The sequence below is a fragment of the Candidatus Palauibacter sp. genome (assembly GCF_965208055.1).
In the GTDB taxonomy this organism is placed as follows: domain Bacteria; phylum Gemmatimonadota; class Gemmatimonadetes; order Palauibacterales; family Palauibacteraceae; genus Palauibacter.
Map to the genome: position 1 here is coordinate 3,371,392 of NZ_CBDBNY010000004.1, position 19,204 is coordinate 3,390,595.

Annotated in this window: 16 protein-coding genes; 2 read left to right on the forward strand and 14 right to left on the reverse strand. The window is 69.0% G+C overall.

Going from position 1 to position 19,204, the window contains the following annotated elements:
- Window positions 1-201 precede the first annotated feature (201 nt).
- The 5 genes from brxC to ACOGXI_RS14860 all read right to left on the reverse strand — a co-directional run bounded on the left by brxC (window position 202) and on the right by ACOGXI_RS14860 (window position 7,660).
- Window positions 202-3,666 (reverse strand): BREX system P-loop protein BrxC, encoded by a 3,465-nt coding sequence (brxC, locus tag ACOGXI_RS14840; protein ID WP_419939594.1) that lies wholly within the window; start codon window positions 3,664-3,666, stop codon window positions 202-204.
- A gap of 63 nt (window positions 3,667-3,729) precedes the next feature.
- On the reverse strand, window positions 3,730-4,284 hold the full coding sequence (locus tag ACOGXI_RS14845) for a BREX protein BrxB domain-containing protein (RefSeq protein WP_419939595.1): 555 nt from the start codon (window positions 4,282-4,284) through the stop codon (window positions 3,730-3,732).
- Between the two features lie 25 nt (window positions 4,285-4,309).
- Complete coding sequence (locus tag ACOGXI_RS14850) at window positions 4,310-5,098, reverse strand: hypothetical protein (RefSeq protein ID WP_419939596.1); 789 nt, start codon at window positions 5,096-5,098, stop codon at window positions 4,310-4,312.
- 186 nt (window positions 5,099-5,284) lie between these two features.
- The gene (locus ACOGXI_RS14855; protein WP_419940218.1) at window positions 5,285-6,481 is read right to left on the reverse strand and encodes a TCR/Tet family MFS transporter; all 1,197 of its coding nucleotides are present in this window, start codon (window positions 6,479-6,481) and stop codon (window positions 5,285-5,287) included.
- Between the two features lie 171 nt (window positions 6,482-6,652).
- Window positions 6,653-7,660 carry an ARPP-1 family domain-containing protein gene (locus tag ACOGXI_RS14860; protein WP_419939597.1) on the reverse strand — a complete coding sequence of 336 codons (1,008 nt, stop codon included), beginning with the start codon at window positions 7,658-7,660 and terminating at the stop codon, window positions 6,653-6,655.
- Between the two features lie 128 nt (window positions 7,661-7,788).
- On the opposite strand from ACOGXI_RS14860, the gene ACOGXI_RS14865 reads away from it, so the two are divergent.
- Window positions 7,789-8,472, forward strand: coding sequence for a MerR family transcriptional regulator (locus tag ACOGXI_RS14865; protein WP_419939598.1), 684 nt, complete (start codon window positions 7,789-7,791; stop codon window positions 8,470-8,472).
- 22 nt (window positions 8,473-8,494) lie between these two features.
- Here the strand turns inward: ACOGXI_RS14865 and ACOGXI_RS14870 are convergent, their stop codons facing one another.
- Window positions 8,495-9,769 (reverse strand): FAD-dependent oxidoreductase, encoded by a 1,275-nt coding sequence (locus tag ACOGXI_RS14870; RefSeq protein ID WP_419939599.1) that lies wholly within the window; start codon window positions 9,767-9,769, stop codon window positions 8,495-8,497.
- An 82-nt stretch (window positions 9,770-9,851) separates the two neighbouring features.
- Here ACOGXI_RS14870 and ACOGXI_RS14875 point away from each other — a divergent pair, with 82 nt between their 5' ends.
- Window positions 9,852-10,508, forward strand: coding sequence for a DNA-3-methyladenine glycosylase family protein (locus tag ACOGXI_RS14875; RefSeq protein ID WP_419939600.1), 657 nt, complete (start codon window positions 9,852-9,854; stop codon window positions 10,506-10,508).
- On the opposite strand, the gene ACOGXI_RS14880 is transcribed toward ACOGXI_RS14875, so the two are convergent.
- The 8 genes from ACOGXI_RS14880 to ACOGXI_RS14915 are packed head-to-tail and all read right to left on the reverse strand — an operon-like array spanning window position 10,505 to window position 19,044.
- Complete coding sequence (locus ACOGXI_RS14880) at window positions 10,505-11,362, reverse strand: tetratricopeptide repeat protein (protein ID WP_419939601.1); 858 nt, start codon at window positions 11,360-11,362, stop codon at window positions 10,505-10,507. The genes ACOGXI_RS14875 and ACOGXI_RS14880 overlap by 4 nt on opposite strands.
- Complete coding sequence (locus ACOGXI_RS14885; RefSeq protein WP_419939602.1) at window positions 11,359-13,221, reverse strand: BatD family protein; 1,863 nt, start codon at window positions 13,219-13,221, stop codon at window positions 11,359-11,361. The genes ACOGXI_RS14880 and ACOGXI_RS14885 overlap by 4 nt, the downstream gene beginning before the upstream one ends.
- 20 nt (window positions 13,222-13,241) lie before the next feature.
- A complete protein-coding gene (locus ACOGXI_RS14890; protein ID WP_419939603.1) occupies window positions 13,242-14,057 on the reverse strand; it encodes a tetratricopeptide repeat protein in 816 nt (271 codons plus the stop codon).
- On the reverse strand, window positions 14,054-15,085 hold the full coding sequence (locus tag ACOGXI_RS14895; protein ID WP_419939604.1) for a vWA domain-containing protein: 1,032 nt from the start codon (window positions 15,083-15,085) through the stop codon (window positions 14,054-14,056). Before ACOGXI_RS14895 ends, ACOGXI_RS14890 begins: the two co-directional genes overlap by 4 nt.
- 18 nt (window positions 15,086-15,103) lie before the next feature.
- Window positions 15,104-16,099, reverse strand: a complete 996-nt coding sequence (locus tag ACOGXI_RS14900; RefSeq protein ID WP_419939605.1) for a vWA domain-containing protein — start codon at window positions 16,097-16,099, stop codon at window positions 15,104-15,106.
- The gene (locus ACOGXI_RS14905) at window positions 16,096-17,154 is read right to left on the reverse strand and encodes a hypothetical protein (protein WP_419939606.1); all 1,059 of its coding nucleotides are present in this window, start codon (window positions 17,152-17,154) and stop codon (window positions 16,096-16,098) included. Before ACOGXI_RS14905 ends, ACOGXI_RS14900 begins: the two co-directional genes overlap by 4 nt.
- A complete protein-coding gene (locus ACOGXI_RS14910; RefSeq protein ID WP_419939607.1) occupies window positions 17,151-18,026 on the reverse strand; it encodes a DUF58 domain-containing protein in 876 nt (291 codons plus the stop codon). Before ACOGXI_RS14910 ends, ACOGXI_RS14905 begins: the two co-directional genes overlap by 4 nt.
- Window positions 18,027-18,054: 28 nt before the next feature.
- Window positions 18,055-19,044, reverse strand: a complete 990-nt coding sequence (locus ACOGXI_RS14915; protein WP_419939608.1) for an AAA family ATPase — start codon at window positions 19,042-19,044, stop codon at window positions 18,055-18,057.
- Between the last annotated feature and the right edge of the window lie 160 nt (window positions 19,045-19,204).

Here is a 19,204-nt window from a genome sequence, read left to right on the forward strand (position 1 = left end):
CGGCACTCGAGCGTTCGCACCCGACGATAGCCTCGGGCTGGTTCAAGGCCGACTTCAAGGATCCGACGCCAAGCCGAATTCCTGGTTCTCCGCCGGATTCGGAGGAGACGCTCAGCCGCCGAACTCCGGCATGCCGTGCCCCATTGAAAGCAGGGCGTGTGTCCTCGCCTCGCGCGATCTGCTCCAGCACGTGCAGTCGGCTCATTCGAGGATCACGGGGCCGTCCTGGACGGCGGCGGTCAGTTTCCGCTCGTGTTCTTCGAGCCACTTCCTCACGGCAGCTTCGTCCTGGAGCGTGCCGCGGCGAAGGGCGACGACGGTTACAGGTTCCTCGGGAGACACGCGGCGGGCGGCCTCGGCGAGGGCCTTGGCGGCGCGGGTGGGGACCGCGTCGACATCGGATCGCCAAGCGGATAGGCGGCGCGCGTCAAGCGCCCGTCTCAATGCTTCGTTCGTGTCGCGGGGCAGGGGGTCTGGAACGGCCAGCCCGGCGTTGCGCTGGATTTCATCGCGAGCGTCGCCCTCGAGCTGGGTCCAGGTCGTGTCGCCGTCTAGTCGCTCCGTCTCGGCGACGACGGCTTGGGTCAGGTCCTCGCGGCGCTCCGTGAGTGCGGCGCGGAGGCCAGCGCTGAGCTTCGCCACGCACGGCGAAACGTGATCTGCTTCGTCGAGGAGCGAGCGCTGCGAGCGGATCGCGTCGAGTTGCTCCCCCACCTGCTCGGCGATGTCCAGCTCGCCGATGGCGTGGCCATGCAGGGCGGTGGCCAGTTCCCAGAGCGGCAGCCGCTCACGCGCGCGCTCCGCGAGACCGCTCCAACTCGATAGGGTCTTCTCGATCTCGTCCTTCTGGTTGAAGATCGTGAGCAGTTGCTCGTTGCCGGTGAGGCGGCCCAGGTCGCCCAGCCACGCCGGCCGAGGCGCGGCGGGGAGCGGAGCGTCGCCCCCCGCCTCGGAGGCGAGCTTGCCGAGCACCGCCAGGAAGTCGGCGGCGCGCGCCGCCTCCTCGCCGCTCTTGGCCGAGACGCGGGCAAGCCGGTACAGCCCGCGAATCTTCGTGCGCTGCGTGACCGTGAGCCGCACCTTCTCGGGCCGGAAGTCCGTGGTGTTGATCGTCTTCTGATCGAGCTGCCCGGTTGTGAGCGGGCGCCCGTTGTGCGTGGCCTTGAGGTGGTCGCCGCCGTGGAGAGCGACGAGCGCGGCGTCGATGGCGTCCTGCGGCCAGCCGTACGGCGCCGCCGTCAACTTCTTACGCACCGCGCCGCCCCGACTGCCGGTACCGACCGCATCAAGGACTTCGCGCGCCACTACGTGCCGCGAAACCGTTTCATTCCAGCCGACGATCCCGAACGGCTGATCTCCCCCCTGGCGCGCCCGGTTCAACGCGACGCCCCAGGAGCGGTGGTCCGCGTCCGGGAATCGCGGATAGAGACGGGCCAGCGACGCGTCGACACCCGCCTCCAGACGGCTTCGGAGATCTTCCCCGTGAAGTTCGCCTCCGCCTCCCTGAAGGACACGCGCGGCGCGGATGATCTCGCGCACGATCCTGTCGCGGGCGTCTTCCGCGGCGTTTAGCCGGCTCCTCATACTCTCCCGCGCCTCTCGGCCCTCGCTGGAGTCGGGTACGCCGCGCTCATCCAGTACTTGGCGCGCAGCCTCAGCCTCCACGATGTGCGTCTGGAGTTGGTCGGCGTTCTGCTTCGGCAGATGCACGTGTAGGATCGGATCCTCCATCCCCCGCCGTCGCGCCTCGCTCTCCGCCTCCCTCCAGGAGCACGACCACTCGTCCCGCAGCCAGATGCGGATCGCGTCGCCGCCCCCGTTCTCCGGCTCTGAGCCGGTGTGTAGCGCGAGTTTGCGGGCCAGCTTCGCCTCTCCGTGGCGCACGCGAATCCCCGACACGACCTCCTGCACGGCTCCGCTCAACATCTGGTCGCGGAGGCGGGCGATATCCACTTCCTGCCGCGTGAGCGAAGTGCGCCGTCGGCGGAGGGCCAGCTCCCAGTCGGCTCCCGCCCGGGTTTGAAGCCGGTATTCGCGGGCCACCTTAAGGAGCACGCCCTCGGAGGCCAATGCCTCCATTGTCTCCGACACTCGATTGCGAAACGGGCCGGAATCCATCGACACATCATCCACCAAGAGGTCCGCGAGCGTGGACGGGTCCGCGCGCACACCGAGGTCGGCCGCTCCCTCCCGAGGCAGCTTCCCGATCAGGAAGGCGATCCCGCACAGGTCGCGGCGCAGCGCGCCGTCCGGGGTGCCGCTTTCGGCGAGCTTTGCGATCCGTGTGTGAATCTCGTTCGGCAGGACCCCGGAGTTTACGAGGTCCGGCGCCAGCGCTCGGTAGAGATCGCTGGCGGGGATGACCGCACCGAGATCCCGGTCCGCGATGTCGCGCAGCGAGTCGTACAGAATGCGGAGCTGCGACCGGAGCTGACTCTGGGTGCCGGGTTGGTCTGCTGCCTGGAAGCACGCTTCCCAGAACCGGCGGCGCGTTCGCAAGAGGGGATAATCCTCCGCGCCAAAGCGGTCGTCCTCGGGGTGGATGGCCAGCTTGGAGCCCTGGAGATGCCTCGACACTTCGCCGGCGTTCGACTCCAGCATCTCGCGGATGGCCGGAAGTGCGCTCGCCTTCTTATGCAGGAGGACGTGGCGCGTGACGACCTCCACTTCGGCGTCCGAAAGTTGCACGGCGATCCGAAAGCGGTCGCTTAGCCACTGGAGTGCCGTGATGCCGGCCGACAGCGCGGATTGGCCTGCGGCGACGAGGAGGACGCGGCTCGAAAACTGCGTCTGCAGGGCTTCGGCGAGTTCGGTGATGGTGGCCGATCTGTCCTGCGCTTCATGGACGTACTGCTGCACCTCGTCCAGCACGAGGATTGTGAGCGGAAGCTCCCCATCCGGGGTCAGAGCCTGCTTCGCCGTCGCCACGAATTGCTCGGTCGTGATGTCGGTTCTCGGTGGCGGGAACTGGCTCGCGAGCAGTTGCCGCGCCGCCTTCACGTCGGCCGCGAAATCCGGTTTGGCGGCCAGGATCTCCTTCGCGAGGATCGGGCTCACGTACAGGTTGTTGAGTTCGCGCGACCATGTCCGGTCCGCCGCCTCCACGGCGCCGCGCACGCGGTCGAGCAACCCTTCTTCGCGCAGCCAGAAGCAGAAACGCGCCTGCGGATACTGCGACGGCCAGCCGCATGCCCGCAGCAGCACGGAGAGGACCGCGAGCCGGACATGGTCCACGTTGCCGCCGAGGAGCGACCCCGCCGCGGCGACCACCGGCACACCGGTGCGCGTCGCATTCACGTCGAGTTCGCGCAGCGCGGCCTCGACCCCGGACGGAAGCCGGGGCACAAGCCCCCGGGCCGTCGCCCCGTCATCGAAGGTCGTATTCGCCCACAGGTGGGCCAGCATCTTGAGCAAGTGCGACTTGCCGCTCCCGAAGAACCCGCTCACCCACGCCGAATCCTGTCGCGAGCGGTCGAGGTTGGCGTTGTATCGCTCGAGAATCCGCTGCAGGGCGTCGGCGAACTGACCCTCGCACACGAAGGTCTCCAGCTCCGCCCGCAGCTCCGCCACGACCTTGGCGTCCTCTCCCGACGTCAGCCGCGCTTGTCCGCTGTTCGCCAGCGGCGTCCGCAGCGGATCCCGATCCAGCAGTTCGTGAATCTTCACGCGGTCAGGTCCAGGTGGGGGGCTGTCGGATCATCGTTGTCCCTCGCTCGCTTCGTGATTGGGTCAGGGAACCCAAGCTTCGTGCAACGTGATCGGCTGGGCGAGATAGTTCCAGCCGTCGCGCGCGTCGAGGAGCCGGTAGTTGTTTTCGTTCTTCGTGCCGGGAAAGAAGACGAGCAGCCGCCCTCGGATGGAAGTCTCCACAGCCCGGACCAACTCGGACACGCGCAGGAAACCGTACAGCGATGCGATGCCAAGAAGCGCGACGACCGTTTCTTCGTCGGCTGCTTCGAGGGTGACTCGGAGTCGGCCTTCCACTGCCTCCCAAAACTCTCCCTCCGGGTTAAGGTCGAGGAGTTCCGGATCCTCGAAGTACGATTCACGGTATTCGTGCGCCGCCATCCATTCCGCGAACCACCCCGTCGCGTCCACGAGAGCCCATTCGTGACCGGTCCTTCGTGTCGCCTCCTCGAACTCGCCGACGCGGGCGCGGAGGAGACGCTCCTTCTCCTTGGGATAAACAGCCAGCATCACTCGCTGTGCGCCGGCCATCGTCCGCTGCCACTCCACGCCGACGTGGCGCTCGTAGACCTTGGCGAGTTTTTCGATCTGGCTCATGGTCGGACGCTCGTCTCGGCAACGATCACCGCTGAACTGCCGGGTCGAGGCGGCGGGTGTCGATCTCGACCACGTTGCCTGCCGCGCGGGCATGAATCAAACCGTACCGCCGCGCCTCGAGCGCAAAGGGAAGCATCGCCGGGCCCGTCCGGTCGAGGACCGCGGCCCAATCGGCGTCGAGCAGCGAAAGCCCGGCCAGGCCCTGAAGTTGTCCCAGCCACAACGCCATCGCGGCGGCTCCCGGCGTGGGCGCCACGCGCTTGCGCTGCTTCCGCCGGTGTCCTTCGAGATGGCCCGACTGGGTCCACGAACTCGCGGCCCGGCTGGCCACGGACTCCACCACGGAGTCGTTGAGGCGCTGGCCCACCGCGCGCCGGATCACGGCCGAAAACGGAGCGCGGAGCAGTTCCTCGCCCTCGCCGAGCGACAACACATGCACCGCCGTCGAACGGAGAAGGGGATCGCGCGCGAGCGCGCACAACAGCGCCACGAGGGGGCGTCCCGCGGGATCGGCCTCCCAAAGCCGTCTCAGGACCCGAAACAACGGCAGGCCGGGATCAAGCCCGTACAGATTGGTCAGGTATTTCCGGGACACGTTGCGGGTCACCCACGTGGGCTTCCCGAGCACGTTCTCCTCCACGATCGCCTCGGCGTACTCCTCCCGCGCTGCGTCCGAGGGGACGGCTGCGAGCAATTCCGTCAGGTCCCCAAGCATAATGGTGCGTGCGCTGTGCGTCCCCCGGGCCCCGAAGCGGAAGCCGGCCCTCTCCAGCGTTTCGGTGGGAGTCAGTTGGGAGAACACGAGTCTCGTCATGGCCGGGCAACGTGACGGCGCATCCTTACACCGTCAAACCCTCCGCCGACACTCTCGTCATTCTGGAAGGCCCACCGCACAGGCAGTGAAAACGCGCGATATGAATCGGAGAAATGAATCATGATCGATAGGTGCGGCAGCGATGATTCATTTAGATGATTCATTTTATCGCTCATTCCTGACCCGTTACGCGGCCGGAACGCGGCGGAAGAGGCGGAACACGAGCACGAACGCGGTGGCGTACATCACCGCGCCGAGCAGGAAGGGCGCGCCCGGCAACTCCACGGGTGCGGCGGGCGACGTGAAGTAGCTGAACAGGCCGGCGGTGAAGATCAGCGGGCTCAGGATGCTGGTCAGGCTCATGAGCGACTGGAGGCCTCCCTGGACCTTCCCCTGGTCTCCGGGCTCCACGGCTCCCGCCACGAGGCTCTGGAGCGCGGGCCCCGCGACGCCCCCGATCGAGCCGAAGATGATGAACGCGATGAGCATCCACCCCTGCGTCGCGAGGCCGTAGCCCAGGTACGTGATGACGCCCAGCACCAGCCCGCCCAGGACCGCCCGGCGCTCTCCGATACGCTTGATGACGGGCTGAACGAGTCCTCCCTGGACGATCGCCGCCATGAGTCCGACGAGCGCCAGCGACAGGCCGTTCGCGAGTTCGTCCCATCCGAACTTGTGCCCGGTGTAGAGGACCCACACGGTCTCGAGGCCGCGCTGCGCCAGGATGATGAACACGAAGGACACCGCGAGGCCGGCCACCAGCGGGTACGAGCGCAGCACGATGAGGCTTCCGACCGGGTTGGCCTTCTTCCAGCGGAAGGCGTCGCGCTTCTCGGGCGGCAGCGATTCGGGGAGGACGAAGATGCCGTACAGCGCGTTCACGAGGGCGAGTCCCGCCGCCGCGAAGAAGGGGAGCCGCAGGTCGATGCCGCCCAGCAGCCCCCCGATGGCGGGGCCGAAGATGAATCCGAGGCCGAACGCGACGCCGATGAGCCCGAAGTTCCGGGCCCGGTTCTCGGGTTCGGACACGTCGGCGATGTAGGCGTTCGCCGTGGTGATGCTCGCTCCCATCACCCCCGCGATGAGGCGGCCCGCGAAGAGCCAGCCGATGGAGGGCGCGAGCCCCATGATGATGTAGTCGATCCCGAGGCCGAACAGAGAAATCAGGATGACGGGCCGCCGTCCGATCCGGTCCGAGAGGCCCCCCAGGATCGGAGCGAAGAAGAACTGCATGACGGCGTAGGCCGCGGCGAGGATCCCGAACCAGCGTCCCGCGAGGGCCGTGCTTCCCCCCGTGAACTCCTTGATCAACTCGGGGAGGATGGGGATGATGATCCCGATCCCCAAGACGTCGATGAAGACGGTGATGAGGATGAAGATCATCGCCGCCTCTCGGCCCCGCCCCGCTGCTTTCACCCGTCCTCCACGCGATCGTTAGCCGGAACGCCGCCAACGCGCTGGCGGGTCGCGTAAGGTGGCGGGGACAGCGAGCCAATTCCAGCCGCACTCGAAGCGCCTGCGGCGACCGCAGCAACGCCCGTGCCAACCCCCGGGCTAACTCGCGTGCCGCTGGCGAAGGGCGTCGCGCCTCTGGTGATAGTTCGCATACACCCGTTCACCGTCACGGTCGGCGCGGCGGGCTCCGGGGTTGGAGAACCCGGTCAGGTGCACGGCAACTTCGTCCACGACGAGCGCACCTCCGATGGCGCGTTCGGCGACGATCCCCACGTCGCGCCCCAGGCCGACGGCGGGGTGGTCATCGAAGGATCCCGCGCTCAGCCGGTCGAGGAAATCCCGCGCCGCGGAGGCCGGCGCGGTCCCGTCCCCCTCGGTGCGCCGTTCCAGCGCGTCGACACCGTAGCTTCGCACAAGCTTGGGGAGAAACGCGGCGAGCGTGGCGTGACGGTCGAAGAGGTCCAGACCGTAGTTTCCGCCCGCCACCGAGAAGATGGCGCCGAGTTGATCCGGCGCGGCTTCCACCTCCCGCACGTAGTCGTCCAGCGCCTTCGCGTGCCGCTCGAAGATCTCGCTCATGGCGCCGGTCTCCGAGGGGGCGTCCATCGCCGTGGCCTTGTCGTCGATCGCACTCCACACCCGGCTCTGGTCGGAGCGCCGCGTCCCCTCGCTGCGCATCGACTGCTGCACGCTCGCGTATCTCTCCGCGCGGCCGCTCGCGAAGTGCATCCGGTCCGTCACCTGGAATCCGGGGCTGTCGTAGGACCAGCGTCCCTGCTCCACGCAGGAGACGGGGATGACCGTCGTCTTCGCGGCGGGGAGCAGCAGCGTGAGGTTGGCGACCCGGTTCTGCTTGGCGCCGACGAGTTCCTCGCCGTCCACGATGAGCACGGGACGGTCCGCCCGGTTTTCCACCTCGAGGTCGGGGACGCTGCCCCCCATCGACACCTCGCGCACGGTGACCAGATCCTCGCGAAGTCCCTCTCCCAGCAGCAGGTAATCGAGATCCGAGGTCTCCCGGGAAAGCAGCGGGAACACCGTGAGGCCGCCGCAGAAGGCCGGTTCGGCGATCTCGAGGCCGGCGATGGCGGACGTGATCTGGTTCATCTCTCCACTCCTTGATATTGTCAGTGTTGATACTCTGTTGACAGTAGGGCGGAGATTCGGATAAGTCAACGGTCGTCGTCGTCAGACGACAGTAAATGTCAGTTCACATCCGAAGCGGCGGAGACGGGATGCGCAGTTACACGGCCCGGGAGCTGGAAGAGGAAACGGGGTTCAGGCGACGCACGATCGCCTACTACGTGCAGGTCGGACTGCTTCCGCGTGTTGGGCGAAGGGGACCGAAGACCCGTTATCCGAAGCTCGTGCGGGACCGCCTCCTCTTCATTCGACGGGTGCGCGAGGCGGAAGGGGCGGGGAAGGTGCCCGCGACCGCTCTCCGCCAGATCGGCGCCGTGTTCGAGGGATCGTCGCCGGAACTCATCACGGGTGTCGCGGACGGACGGATCGCGGTGACCGCCGACCTCCTCTCCGCGCGCTCCACCGGAGCCGATGCCCCGCTACGGACCGGGGACGTGACCGAACGGCGGGAGTCGCCGGCCGCTTTTGCCGCCCCGCGAGCCCGGCGGGCCGCGCTCAGCGACAGGCTGCTGGTGCGCGAGGAGGAACCGCCCTGGCCTCAGGAGGCGATGGCGGCTCCCGCCGACGATCCGGAGTTGGCTGCGTTGCTGGCCGCCCTGCAGGAGGTAGCGGGCCGCGGCGACGTTCCCGCGGGCGAGGTGGAAACGTGGTCCCGGATCGAGATTGCGCCCGGCGTCGCGCTCTCGATCCGGGGAGTCGCCGACGAAGACGCAGCCCTGCTCGAAACGGTCGGGCGCCGGCTTCGTGAACTGCTGGCGGACCGGTTCGGCGACTGACGCCGGGTCTTGCCACGGGCGGCTAGGACTCGATGTCGTAGAAGCTCTCGACGGGGGGCGGATTTGCAGGGACGGGGTCGCCTGCGAGCGCGTCGCGAATCGCGGGTGCCCGCGGGATGGCGGCGACCGTGCCGAATCCGGAGGTGTCGTCTGCCATGGCCGCGAAGAGTCGGCCGGCGCGCTCGAGCCGGGTCGTGATCTCCTCCTCGATCGGTTCGAGACTCCAGTCGCCGCGCTTCATCACGTGTCCAAGCGCGATCCCGTCCGAACGCGGGAGGACCCCGATGCGGCCGCCCCCCGGGGCGCTGCCTTCGAGGCTGTAGTCGATCTCTGGCTGAGGGGCGAGGAAGGTGAGCTGGCCCTTGACCGGGGTCATCGTCTCGTCCCCGAACAGGGCCCGGGCGCCGAGTCCGGTGCAGTTGGCGATGAGCGGCTCGTCGAGCGACATGAGGTCGGGGAGTGTCTCGAAGTCGCGGATCCGCACGCGCCCGCCGAACAGGAGGAACTCCTCCATCAACTCATCGAGATAGATCGACGGCTCGATGCGGAGGGTCGGCCTGCGAAGCGCGTAGGCGCCGGGGAAGGGGTGTTCTCCCGGCTGCAGCACGGTGGCGGCCACGTCGAGGCCCGGGTCGAGGCCGCTCTCGGTCTCGTCGAGTCCGGCATCTTCCACCCGCCGGCCCGAAAGGCGGTTCGTCCAGGTGTACGTCGTCAGCCAGGACACGCCGCGCCCGGCTCCGGCGAACAGCTGCAACTGCTCGTAGGAAGCGCGGACCGCCCGGTCGAACTGGGCGTCGAAGGCCGGGGTCCGTTCCGGCGCCGACACGAGGTTGGAGAGCGGCGAGAACCCGGCGTAGGCCATGTTCGAGGTCGTGTCGGGAGGGAGGGTGCGCGCATGGATCGTCACGTCGAACCCGCGGCGCTGGAGCTGCCGCGCGGTGGCGAGGCCGACGGCGCCGGCTCCGATGACGGCGGCCTGCCGCGAAGGATGAGGTTCGGCCAGTTCGGCGGCGAGCAGACCCGTCCCCCAGGAGAGGGAGATTCCCGCGCCGCCGTGGCCGTAGTTATGGATGATGGTCTTGTCGTCGAGCCGCTCCGTGGCCACGCGAAAACCGGCGGGCCGGAACGGTCTGAGACCGACGGTGGTTCGGATCACGCGGTCGGGCGAGACTCGGACGAGGGGCAGCGTCGGGGCGATCGGCCCCGGCGGAACACGGCGCCAGGCGGGGGAACACGCGCCGAGACTCGAGCCCAGCGCCGCGGTCCCCATGGTCTTGATCAGCGTTCGTCGGTTCACGCAATAAGACTGATGCCAACCACCGGCGTCGGCCAGAGAGCACGTCGAGGCGTTCCCGCGGGAACGTCCCGGGAGGGAAGGAATGCAGGGAAAAGTGATTGAGACGTCGGAAGACATCGCCGAGGGCCTCGATGCGTTGGTGCGCCGCGACGGACGGCTTGCGGAGGTGGTCGAACGGGCGGGGGCGGTGCCGCTGCGGCGAAGGCCCCCCGGCTTCGAGGGCCTCGCCCGGGTCATCGTTTCGCAGATGGTGTCGAAGGCGGCCGCCGCCGCGATCTGGGAGCGGCTCCTCGAAGAGGCGGACTGCTGCGCGCCCGGACGGGTCGCCGGACTCTCCGATGCGCAATGCCGCCGGATCGGGCTTTCCCGCTCCAAGGAGATGACGCTGAAACGCGCGGCGGAAGCCGTCCTTGGCGGGAGCCTCGATCCGGAAGCGCTGTGCCTCATGCCTGCCGAGGCAGCCATCGCCGCCATGACGGCGCTCAAGGGGGTCGGAGTGTGGACGGCCGAGGTCTACCTTCTGTTCTGCGCCGGCCATCGCGACATTTTTCCGGCAGGCGATCTTGCGCTGCGAAGCGCGGCGGGACATGCGCTCGGCCTCGAAGAACGGCCCGACGAAAAAACGCTCCGCGAGATCGCCGGCCGCTGGCGACCCTGGCGGAGCGTGGCGGCGCGCCTTCTCTGGGCGTACTACTCGGCGGAAATGCGGCGGCGAAACGTGACGCCGATGGGTTCCTAGATCGTTTCGAGATCTTCGGCTCGTACCCAGCCGACCTTGCCGTCTTCCAGCACGATCTCGAGCCAGTCGCTCGATCTCCGGTCGATCCGGACCACGGCGCCCTCGTGAATCGTGAACAACTGCAGCGAGGGATCGTCGGAGGGCGCGCTCTGCACGGCGGCCTCCGCCTGCAGGATCACCCCGCGCTCCGCGCGGCCGACCCCGAATTCACGGATCAGCAGGTTCGTGCCGGCGACGAAGGCGAGCGCGGCGGCTGCCACGGCGGCGTGGCGGGTCCAGTGCGGCGGTCCGTTGGAGAGGAGCCGGTAGAGGAGGATGGAAGCCAGCCCCAGGTAGCCCAGCGCGAGGATCGCGATGAGCCACCCGCGCGGCACGAGTTGCAGCGCCCACCCGACGACGCGGGGCACCCAGAATCCCGGCAGGGGCGTGATCTCGTCGGCGGTCAGGGAGCGCGCGAGTTCCAGGTTGTCGCGCACGTTCTCGTCCCGCGGAAGCGCGACCCTGGCGCGCTCGTAGAAGAGGATCGCCCGGCCCAGTTCCCCGAGCCTGTAGTAGGCGTTGCCGATGTTGTAGTGGAGTTCGCCGCTCTCGAACCCGTCCTCGTACAGTCCGAGGTAGGCATCGAGGGCGGCCTCATGGTCTCCGGCCTGATAGAGGCGGTTCCCGGCCTGGAAGCGGTCGGCGGGCGCAGGGGCGGGCGCAATTTCCTGCACGGTGGCGAGTTCGGTCGCCGGAGCCGGAGCGAGGGTTGGCGCCAGAGCGAGCGCCACGGCCGGGAACCCGACGAGCGCCACGGCCGGGAGCCCGACGAACGCCAACCCGTGGCGACGCCCGGCAAGGCGGCGGGCGATCATCGGAGTTCTCCCGCGAGGGCGGAAAGCGCGGACTCGGCGCGGGCCAGAAAGGCCTTCCGTTCTTCGATCTCGGCGCCGACCGGGGCGAAGCGCTGCCGGTCGCAGGCTTCGAGCGCGGCAAGGTACTCGTCGACGGTGGGCTCGCGGGCGCCGCGGCGGAGCAGAGCGGCGCGGAGGTCGTCGCGGATCATCCCGGCGGCGGAGGTGTCGAGCTTGTCGGCGACGAACCCTTCCAGCGCCTGGGCGGCCTCGGCGTAGAAGGCCCGCGCATCGCTGCCCCCCGCGAGCCCGGCGGCCCGGGCGAGGCGCTTCTTCGCCACGCGGGCCGCCCGGCGGTCGCGAGCGTAGGCCCGGTCGCCCGCGAGCCGGTCGCGGCGCCGGCGCAGCCCGGCCGCGCCCGCGACCATGCCGACGGGCGCAAGCGCGACGATCCAGAACCATGCCTGGTCGAACAGCGTCTCACCCCGGCGACGGAAGCGCGGCGTATCGGTCCGGATGAAGCGGATGTCCGAGCGCAGCGCCTCGACGGAGCCGCGCGCGCGTGCTCCCGGCAACGCGTCCTCGACCGCCCGGCCCGTGACCCGCAGGTCGACCGGCGCCGCCGACGCCGTCTCGTAGCGGTCCGCCTCGGCGTTGTAGTACCCCATGTCCACGCTCGGTATCGTCAGCGTTCCGGGCGCCCGGGGTATGAGGACGTACTCCCACGTCCGCGTTCCCGCGACACCGGCGTCGGTGGTTCGCAGGCGATCGGACACCTCCGGCGGAAAGGCCTCCACGGTCGGCGGAAAGGCGAGTTCCGGCGGCGCGAGCGCCTTCAGGTTGCCGGAACCCGACACGTCCACGCGCAACGTGACCGCCTCGTTGGCGGCCAGGCTGTCCCGGTCGACGGAACTCTCGATCGCCAGATCCCCCACGAGGCCCGTGAAGCCCGCCGGCCGGCCTTCCGCGGGGAGGGGGAGCACTTCGATCTCGACCGGAGGCGAAGCGGCGCCCGTCGTCACGACATCGCCGAACAGGGAACTCCGGTTGAAGAATCCTCCGAACACATCGTCGAACGGATCGCGTGATCGTCGCTGCACGCGGACCTGCGCCTCGATCGCGAGCGGTTCGAGCGTCTTCGAACCCGGCCCCGTCGGATACAGCGCCACCTTCCTGATCACCGCCGTCGCGTAGGCGACCCCGTCGCGCACGATCTGCTCCACCTGCGGCTGTTGCGGGAGTTCGAACTCCTCGACCCAGAAGCCTGCCGTGGCGGGGAGTCGTGTGACCCCATACGAACTCACGTTGACGCGGGTGAAGAGCCGGTATTCGACGATGACGGGCTCGTTCTCGCGCACGCGGCGCTTGTTCGGCTCGGCGACGACGAAGAGGTCGTCCGGGCCGATGTTCCCCGGGTCCGAAGGCTGCCCTGCCGGGGCTCCCTCAGCTCCCGGCGCCGGTTGGGGGACCGACGCCACGCGCAGGCTCAGCGGCTCCGTCGTCAGCGCCTCTCCGCCCGCCTCGACCGTCACCGGTCCGATCTCGAACGTCCCCTCCGTCGTCGCCTGGAAACGGTACTGTACGGTGAGCGAGACGGTCGTCCGGCCGTTCACGATCCGGACCGAGGTCTGCGTCCCGCTGCTCAGGAAGGCGGCGAAGGCGGCCATGTCGGGAAGGACGGGGTCCTGGTCGAAGCGTTGGACGCCTTCGAGGACGACGTTGAGCGTGAAGGTCTGCCCCACGCCGACTTCCCCGCGGTCGAGGTGCGCCGAGGCCGTGACATCCTGCCCCGAGAGCGCAACGGGAACGAGAAGGCAGGCCAGGACCCACGCCCGGACCCAGGCGAGGACGGGGGTCGCCGCCGAGCGTTCCGGGCGCAAGGGAGATCGAAGGCGCCGCATCACCAGTCCCTGCGCGGCCTCGTGCCGCGCGTCGGCGTGCGCGGCTGGCGGTTCACCTCATCCTGATCCTCCTGGATCGCGCCAAGCAGCCGTTCGGCCTCCTCCCTCGTCATCTCTCCGGGCGGGGGTGTTCCCTCCTGCGGCGGTGATTCCGATTCATCCGGATCCCGCTCGGGGTCCGGTTCAGGGTTCGGCTGGTTCTGCCGATCCTGGTTCGCGTCCTGCTCGGGCTGATCCTGATTCTGTTGATCCTGCTGCGGATCCTGATTCTGTTCGCCGCCCTGCGGTTGCTGCTCGCTCTCGCCTTCGTTCTCCTCGTCGTTCTCGCCGTCGCCCTGCTGCTGATCCTGCTGCTCCTGCTCCTGCATCTGTTCGAGCACCCGCTCGAGGTTGTGTTTGGCGTCGGGGTCCGCCGGGTCGGCCCGCAGCGCCTGCTTGAAGGCCTCCAGACTCTCGGGGAGCGCGCCCTGCCGATAGAGCGTGTTCCCGAGGTTGTACCATGCGGCGGCCGCCAACTCCGGGTCTCCGCTCTCCACCGCGGCGCGGAAGGATTCCAGCGCGGACTCGTAGTCCTCGCCCCGGTAGAGCGCGTTCCCGTCGTTGAACCGGATGATCGGGGAGTCCGGGTCCGCGAGGAGCGCCTCCAGGTACTTCTCGTGCGCCTCGGCGAAACGTCCCTCCTCATAGAGGCGATTCCCCTCGCGCGTCTCGGCGCGTCCCGCCTGCGCGCGCACTTCGGCGGGCGCCGCGGCCGCGAGGGTCGCGATGGCGAGGGGCAGCCACAGCCGCCCGATGCGTCCGCCCGTCGCGCTCACGTGAACCTCCCTCTCCAGGCTCTCACGGTCTTCTTCCGGTCCGTCCACAGTCCCTCCAGGAACAATAGGAGAATCGCCGCGCCGAGGAATATCTGGAACTGCTCCTCGTACTGCGTGACCTCGCGCGCGTCGATCTCCCGTCCGCCCAGCGCCGAGACCTCCTCGATGAGCGCCGTCAACTCGCTCGCCTCGGGGGTGCTGCGGTAGAGCTGTCCGCCCGTGCGCGATGCGATCCGCCTCAATGTCGTTTCGTCGAGCCGGGTCGTGATGACGGCCCCCGCCTCGTCGCGCTTGAACCCGGCCGGCCGGCCCGCCGCGTCGTACTCGGGGATCGGGACGCCGTCCGTCGAACCCACGCCGACCGTGTGGATCGTAACCCCGGCCTCGAGCGCACGGTCCACCGCCGGCTCGATGCCCCCCTCATGGTCTTCGCCGTCGGTGACGACGACGATGATGCGTTCCTCCACCGGCGCGTCGGAGAAGGCATCCAGCGCGAGTTCGAGCGCGGCCCCGAGATCCGTTCCCTGCACGGGCACGAGTTCCGTGTCCATCGCGTTGAGGAAGAGGCGCGCGGCTCCGTAGTCCGAGGTCAGCGGGCTCTGGACGAAGGCCTGACCGGCGAAGGCGATGAGGCCGATGCGGTCCCCGTCCAGCCGCTCGATGAGGCGCTGGATTTCGAGCTTCGAGCGCTGCAGGCGGTTGGGGGCGATGTCCTCCGCCAGCATCGAAGTGGAGAGGTCGAGGGCGACGACGATGTCCATCCCCTCTCGGCGGACGGTCTCCACGCGCGAGCCGAACTGCGGGCGGGCCAGGGCGACGGCGGAGAGCGCGAGCACGGCGAGGAGTCCGATGGCCTTCCAGGCGCGGGCCCGCGGGTTCACGCTCCGGCTCAACCGGCGGACGAGCGCGAGGTCGCCGAAGCGGGCCAGCGCCCGGCGCCGCAGGGTCGCTCCCCGCCACATCAGGCCGGCGGCCAGCGGGATGAGCGCCAGTCCGAAGAGTGCCGTGACGAACCCGAAGCGGAACACGATGGCGCCTCCCCCCCGCTACGGCAGTCTTCGCAGGACCGTCTGCGCGAGCCCGATCTCGAGCAGCAGCAGTCCGAGTCCCGCCGCGAGCGGGAAGTGGAAGAGTTCGCCGTACCGCGTGAAGCTCTGCACGTCGATCTCGGTCGTCTCGAGCGCGTCGATCTCCTCGTAGATGCGTTCGAGGCTCTCGCGGTCGGTGGCCCGGAAGTACCGTCCTCCGGTGACCTCGGCGACCTCCGCGAGGGTGGGTTCGTCGACGTCCACGGGAATCGAGACGAGGCGCCGCCCGAAGACCGGATCGTCGACGGGAACCGGGGCCGTTCCCCGCGACCCCGCCCCGATCGTATAGACCTTGACCCCCAGCGCCCGGGCCATTTGGGCGGCGGTCGCCGGATCGATCTCGCCGCGGTTGTTCCGGCCATCGGTGAGGAGCACGATGATCCTCGATTCGGCCTGGCTGGACTCGAGGCGCTTGAGCGCGGTCGCGAGTCCGAGTCCGATGGCGGTCCCGTCCTCGACCATTCCCACCTCCAGTTCGGCCATGACCGCGGAGACGGCCGGGTGATCGATCGTGAGCGGGGCCTGGGTGAACGCCTGTCCGGCGAACACGACGAGTCCGATGCGGTCGTTGCGGCGGCGTTCGACGAAGTCCGCCGCGACCTCCCTGGCCGCCTCCAGCCGGTTGGGCACCAGGTCCTGCGCGAGCATGGAACTGGAGATGTCGAGGGCCATGACGATGTCGACGCCCTCGGTCGACACATCCTCGCTGATCGAGGCGGACTGGGGGCGGGCGAAGGCGACGATGAACAAGCTGAGGGCGAGCAGGCGTAGCGCCAGCGGCACATGGCGCAGGCGGCCGGTGCGCTCGGCCCCCGAGCGCCGGAGGAGCGCCAGGTCCGGGTAGCGCAGGGCGCCGGCCTTGCGCCCTTCCCTCGCCAGGCGCCGGTACGCGAGCGCCGGGACGAGGAGAAGCAGGAGCAGGAGAAACGCGGGATCCGCGAAGCGGTGGATCATGGAACGGCCGCCTCGGTCCGGTCGTCCGCGGTCGCTTCGGCTCCGTCGGCTGCGGTCTCTCCGGGCGCGGTCGCTTCGGCTGCGGTCGCTTCGGACTCCGCGGCGGGGGGCGGGGGCACGAACTTCGTCCGCTCCACCAACGTGCGCGCGTCGGCGAGGATGCCCCGGCACGCCGCCTCATCCGGCCGCCGCTTCGCGAACTTCACCAGGTCGCAGGCTTCCAGGAAGCGCTCGAAGCCCGTTCGAAGACCGGGGTCCACACCGGCATGCCCCAGGCTCGAGATCACGTCCGGCGTGATCATCTCCAGGGCCCAGATCCGGTACCGTCCCTCGAGGTAGGCGCGGATGATCCTGGACACCTCGATGTGGTAGGGCTTGATCTCGCCGCGCTCCAGGAGAGGGGACGCCTCGAGCCGGTCCAGCGCCTCGAGCGCGATCTCGTGTGGCGGTCGAGCCGGGACCGGTGGCCGGGAGTCGGTCCGGTGGGGGCTGCGACGCCGCCGGCGCCCCCACCAGTACCCGACGCCGGCGAGGGCCACGGCGAGCAGGAGCCACGGCCACAGGAGCAGCCAGTTGCGCGCGATCGCGCGCGGGCCCTTCACGTCGCGGATGTCTCCGCTCTCGTCGAGCCCGACCGTGGTCACGCCGATCACCACCGGATCGGTGGAGACGGTGGCCGTGACGCTCGCGCCGTCCGTGAGTTCGAGGTCGAACGAAGGGAGTTCGAGTTCGCCCAACTCGAAGGCGGTCACGTGCAGCACCGCCGGCGTGCGCACGCCTTCACCGTAGGCCTCGGGCGGACTTGCCTCGAGCGCCAGCGCCTCGAAGGGACCCAGCGAGAGGGAATCGGGCCAGCGCACGGCGAGATCCGCCGGGTGCTCGACGGAGAGCCGCAGCGCGAGCGGATCGCCCACATGGATCTCCGTCGTGTCGGGTTCGATCGCGACCCGCGGCGACTGCCCCCGAAGGTCGCCGCCCACTCCGAGAGCCCCGCACGCCAGCAGGAGGCTCACGATCGCGGCCCGCCGGTTCCCGCCCCACGATCCGCGACTCATATGCGCCGTCCCCGCTCTTCGAAGAAGCGCATCAGCGGCCGCAGGTAGGGGCGCCCCGGACTGAGATCCACGACGTCGACCTTGCTGCGCCGGAACGTCCGGTCCTGTCCCGCCCGCGCCTCCTCCCCGCGGCTCGCGAACGCCGCCCGGAACTCCCGGTTCGACGTGTCGACGACGAGCCTCTCTCCCGTCTCCGCGTCCTCGAGTTCGACGAGTCCGATGGGCGGCAGTTCCGACTCCCGCCGGTCCCTCACCCGGAGGGCGACGACGTCGTGCCGCCGGCCCGCGACCCCGAGCGCTTTCTCGAAGGGCTTCGAGACGAAGTCGGAGACGACGAAGACCACGGCCCGCCGCCGGATGATGCGCGAGAGGTACTCGAGCGCCGCGCCGAGGTCCGTCGCCCGGCCCCGGGGCTGGTGGTACAGCATCTCGCGCAGCACGCGCAGGACGTGCCGCCGGCCCTTCCGTGGCGGGACGAACTTCTCGACGCGGTCGCTGAAGATGATGAGCCCGACCTTGTCGTTGTTCTTGATCGCGCTGAAGGCGAGCAGGGAGCACACCTCGACGGCGAGATCTCCCTTCATGCGCTCCCGGGTGCCGAAGTCTCCGGACGCGCTCACGTCCACGACGAGCATCACCGTGAGTTCGCGCTCTTCCTCGAAGATCTTGACATGGGGCGTTCCGGTGCGGGCGGTGACGTTCCAGTCGATCGAGCGGATGTCATCGCCGTAGTCGTACTCGCGCACCTCGGCGAAGTTGATGCCCCGTCCCTTGAACACGGAGTGGTATTCGCCCGAGAACACCTGGTCCACGAGCCCCCGCGTCGTGATCTCGATGCGGCGGACCTTCCGGAGGATCTCCCGCGGAATCATCCCTCCATCCCTCCGGTTCCCCGAACGCCTACGGGACCTCGACGCTGTCGAGGATCCGGTTCACGACGTCCTCGCTCGTGACTTCCTCGGCTTCGGCCTCGTAGGTGACGAGCACGCGGTGTCGCAGGACATCGAGGGCGATGGACCGCACATCCTCCGGCGTCACGTAGCCCCGGTGCCGCAGGAAGGCGTGGGCCCGCGCCGTGCGCGCCAGGCAGATGCTGGCTCTCGGCGACGCGCCGTAGGCGATGAGGTCGGCGAGGTCTTCGAGTCCGTGTTCGGCCGGCTCGCGCGAGGCGAAAACCAGTTCCACGATGTACCGTTCGACTTGCCGGTCCATGTAGATGAGGTCGACGGCGCCGCGCGCCCGGAGGATCTCGTCCGGCGTGACGACCGTCTCCGGCTCGGGCGCGGACCCGACGCCCATGCGCCGCATGATCTCCAGCTCTTCCTCCTTGTCGGGATATCCGATGGAGAGCTTGAGCATGAAGCGGTCCACCTGCGCTTCGGGGAGCGGGTACGTCCCCTCCTGCTCGATCGGGTTCTGGGTCGCGAGGACGAGAAAGGGGTCGTCGAGGGGGAAGGTCTCGTCCCCGATGGTGACCGTGCGTTCCTGCATCGCCTCGAGGAGCGCGGACTGCACCTTGGCGGGCGACCGGTTGATCTCGTCGGCGAGGATGATGTTGGAGAAGATCGGACCCTTCCGGGTCTGAAACTCGCTCCGCTTGGGATCGAAGATCAGCGTTCCGATGAGGTCGGCCGGGAGGAGGTCCGGCGTGAACTGGATCCTCTGGAAACCGGTGTCGATCGCCTGCGCGAGGGTCCGCACCGTGAGGGTCTTCGCCAGTCCCGGCACCCCTTCCATGAGCACGTGACCGTCGGCGAGCAGGCCGATGAGGAGCCGCTCGACCATGGTTCGCTGCCCCACGATGACGCGCCCCACCTCATCGACCAACCGCTCCACGAAGGCGCTCTGCTCGCGGATCTTCTCCTGTATCGCTTCGATGTCGTGACTCACCGCGGTGCGTTCCTCTCCTCTCGAATCGTCTCTCCGAATGATCTCGCGCGAAGGCATCGATCAGCCACCCGTGCCCTATGCCGACGGGAATCGGCGCTTGAAAGACATTTTATCGGATTTCGGCGTTGCCCGAAGGGTTTCACGCGCGGGCCCGCGTTGA

What these genes read in the sequence shown, in the direction of transcription:
- ACOGXI_RS14910 (WP_419939607.1), bottom strand. Translation starts at nt 18,026, where the DNA reads ATGATTCCGCGGGAGATCCTCCGGAAGGTCCGCCGCATCGAGATCACG.
- ACOGXI_RS14865 (WP_419939598.1), top strand. Translation starts at nt 7,789, where the DNA reads ATGCGCAGTTACACGGCCCGGGAGCTGGAAGAGGAAACGGGGTTCAGG.
- ACOGXI_RS14875 (WP_419939600.1), top strand. Translation starts at nt 9,852, where the DNA reads ATGCAGGGAAAAGTGATTGAGACGTCGGAAGACATCGCCGAGGGCCTC.
- ACOGXI_RS14855 (WP_419940218.1), bottom strand. Translation starts at nt 6,481, where the DNA reads ATGATCTTCATCCTCATCACCGTCTTCATCGACGTCTTGGGGATCGGG.
- ACOGXI_RS14880 (WP_419939601.1), bottom strand. Translation starts at nt 11,362, where the DNA reads ATGATCGCCCGCCGCCTTGCCGGGCGTCGCCACGGGTTGGCGTTCGTC.
- ACOGXI_RS14860 (WP_419939597.1), bottom strand. Translation starts at nt 7,660, where the DNA reads ATGAACCAGATCACGTCCGCCATCGCCGGCCTCGAGATCGCCGAACCG.
- ACOGXI_RS14900 (WP_419939605.1), bottom strand. Translation starts at nt 16,099, where the DNA reads ATGATCCACCGCTTCGCGGATCCCGCGTTTCTCCTGCTCCTGCTTCTC.
- ACOGXI_RS14850 (WP_419939596.1), bottom strand. Translation starts at nt 5,098, where the DNA reads ATGACGAGACTCGTGTTCTCCCAACTGACTCCCACCGAAACGCTGGAG.
- ACOGXI_RS14845 (WP_419939595.1), bottom strand. Translation starts at nt 4,284, where the DNA reads ATGAGCCAGATCGAAAAACTCGCCAAGGTCTACGAGCGCCACGTCGGC.
- ACOGXI_RS14905 (WP_419939606.1), bottom strand. Translation starts at nt 17,154, where the DNA reads ATGAGTCGCGGATCGTGGGGCGGGAACCGGCGGGCCGCGATCGTGAGC.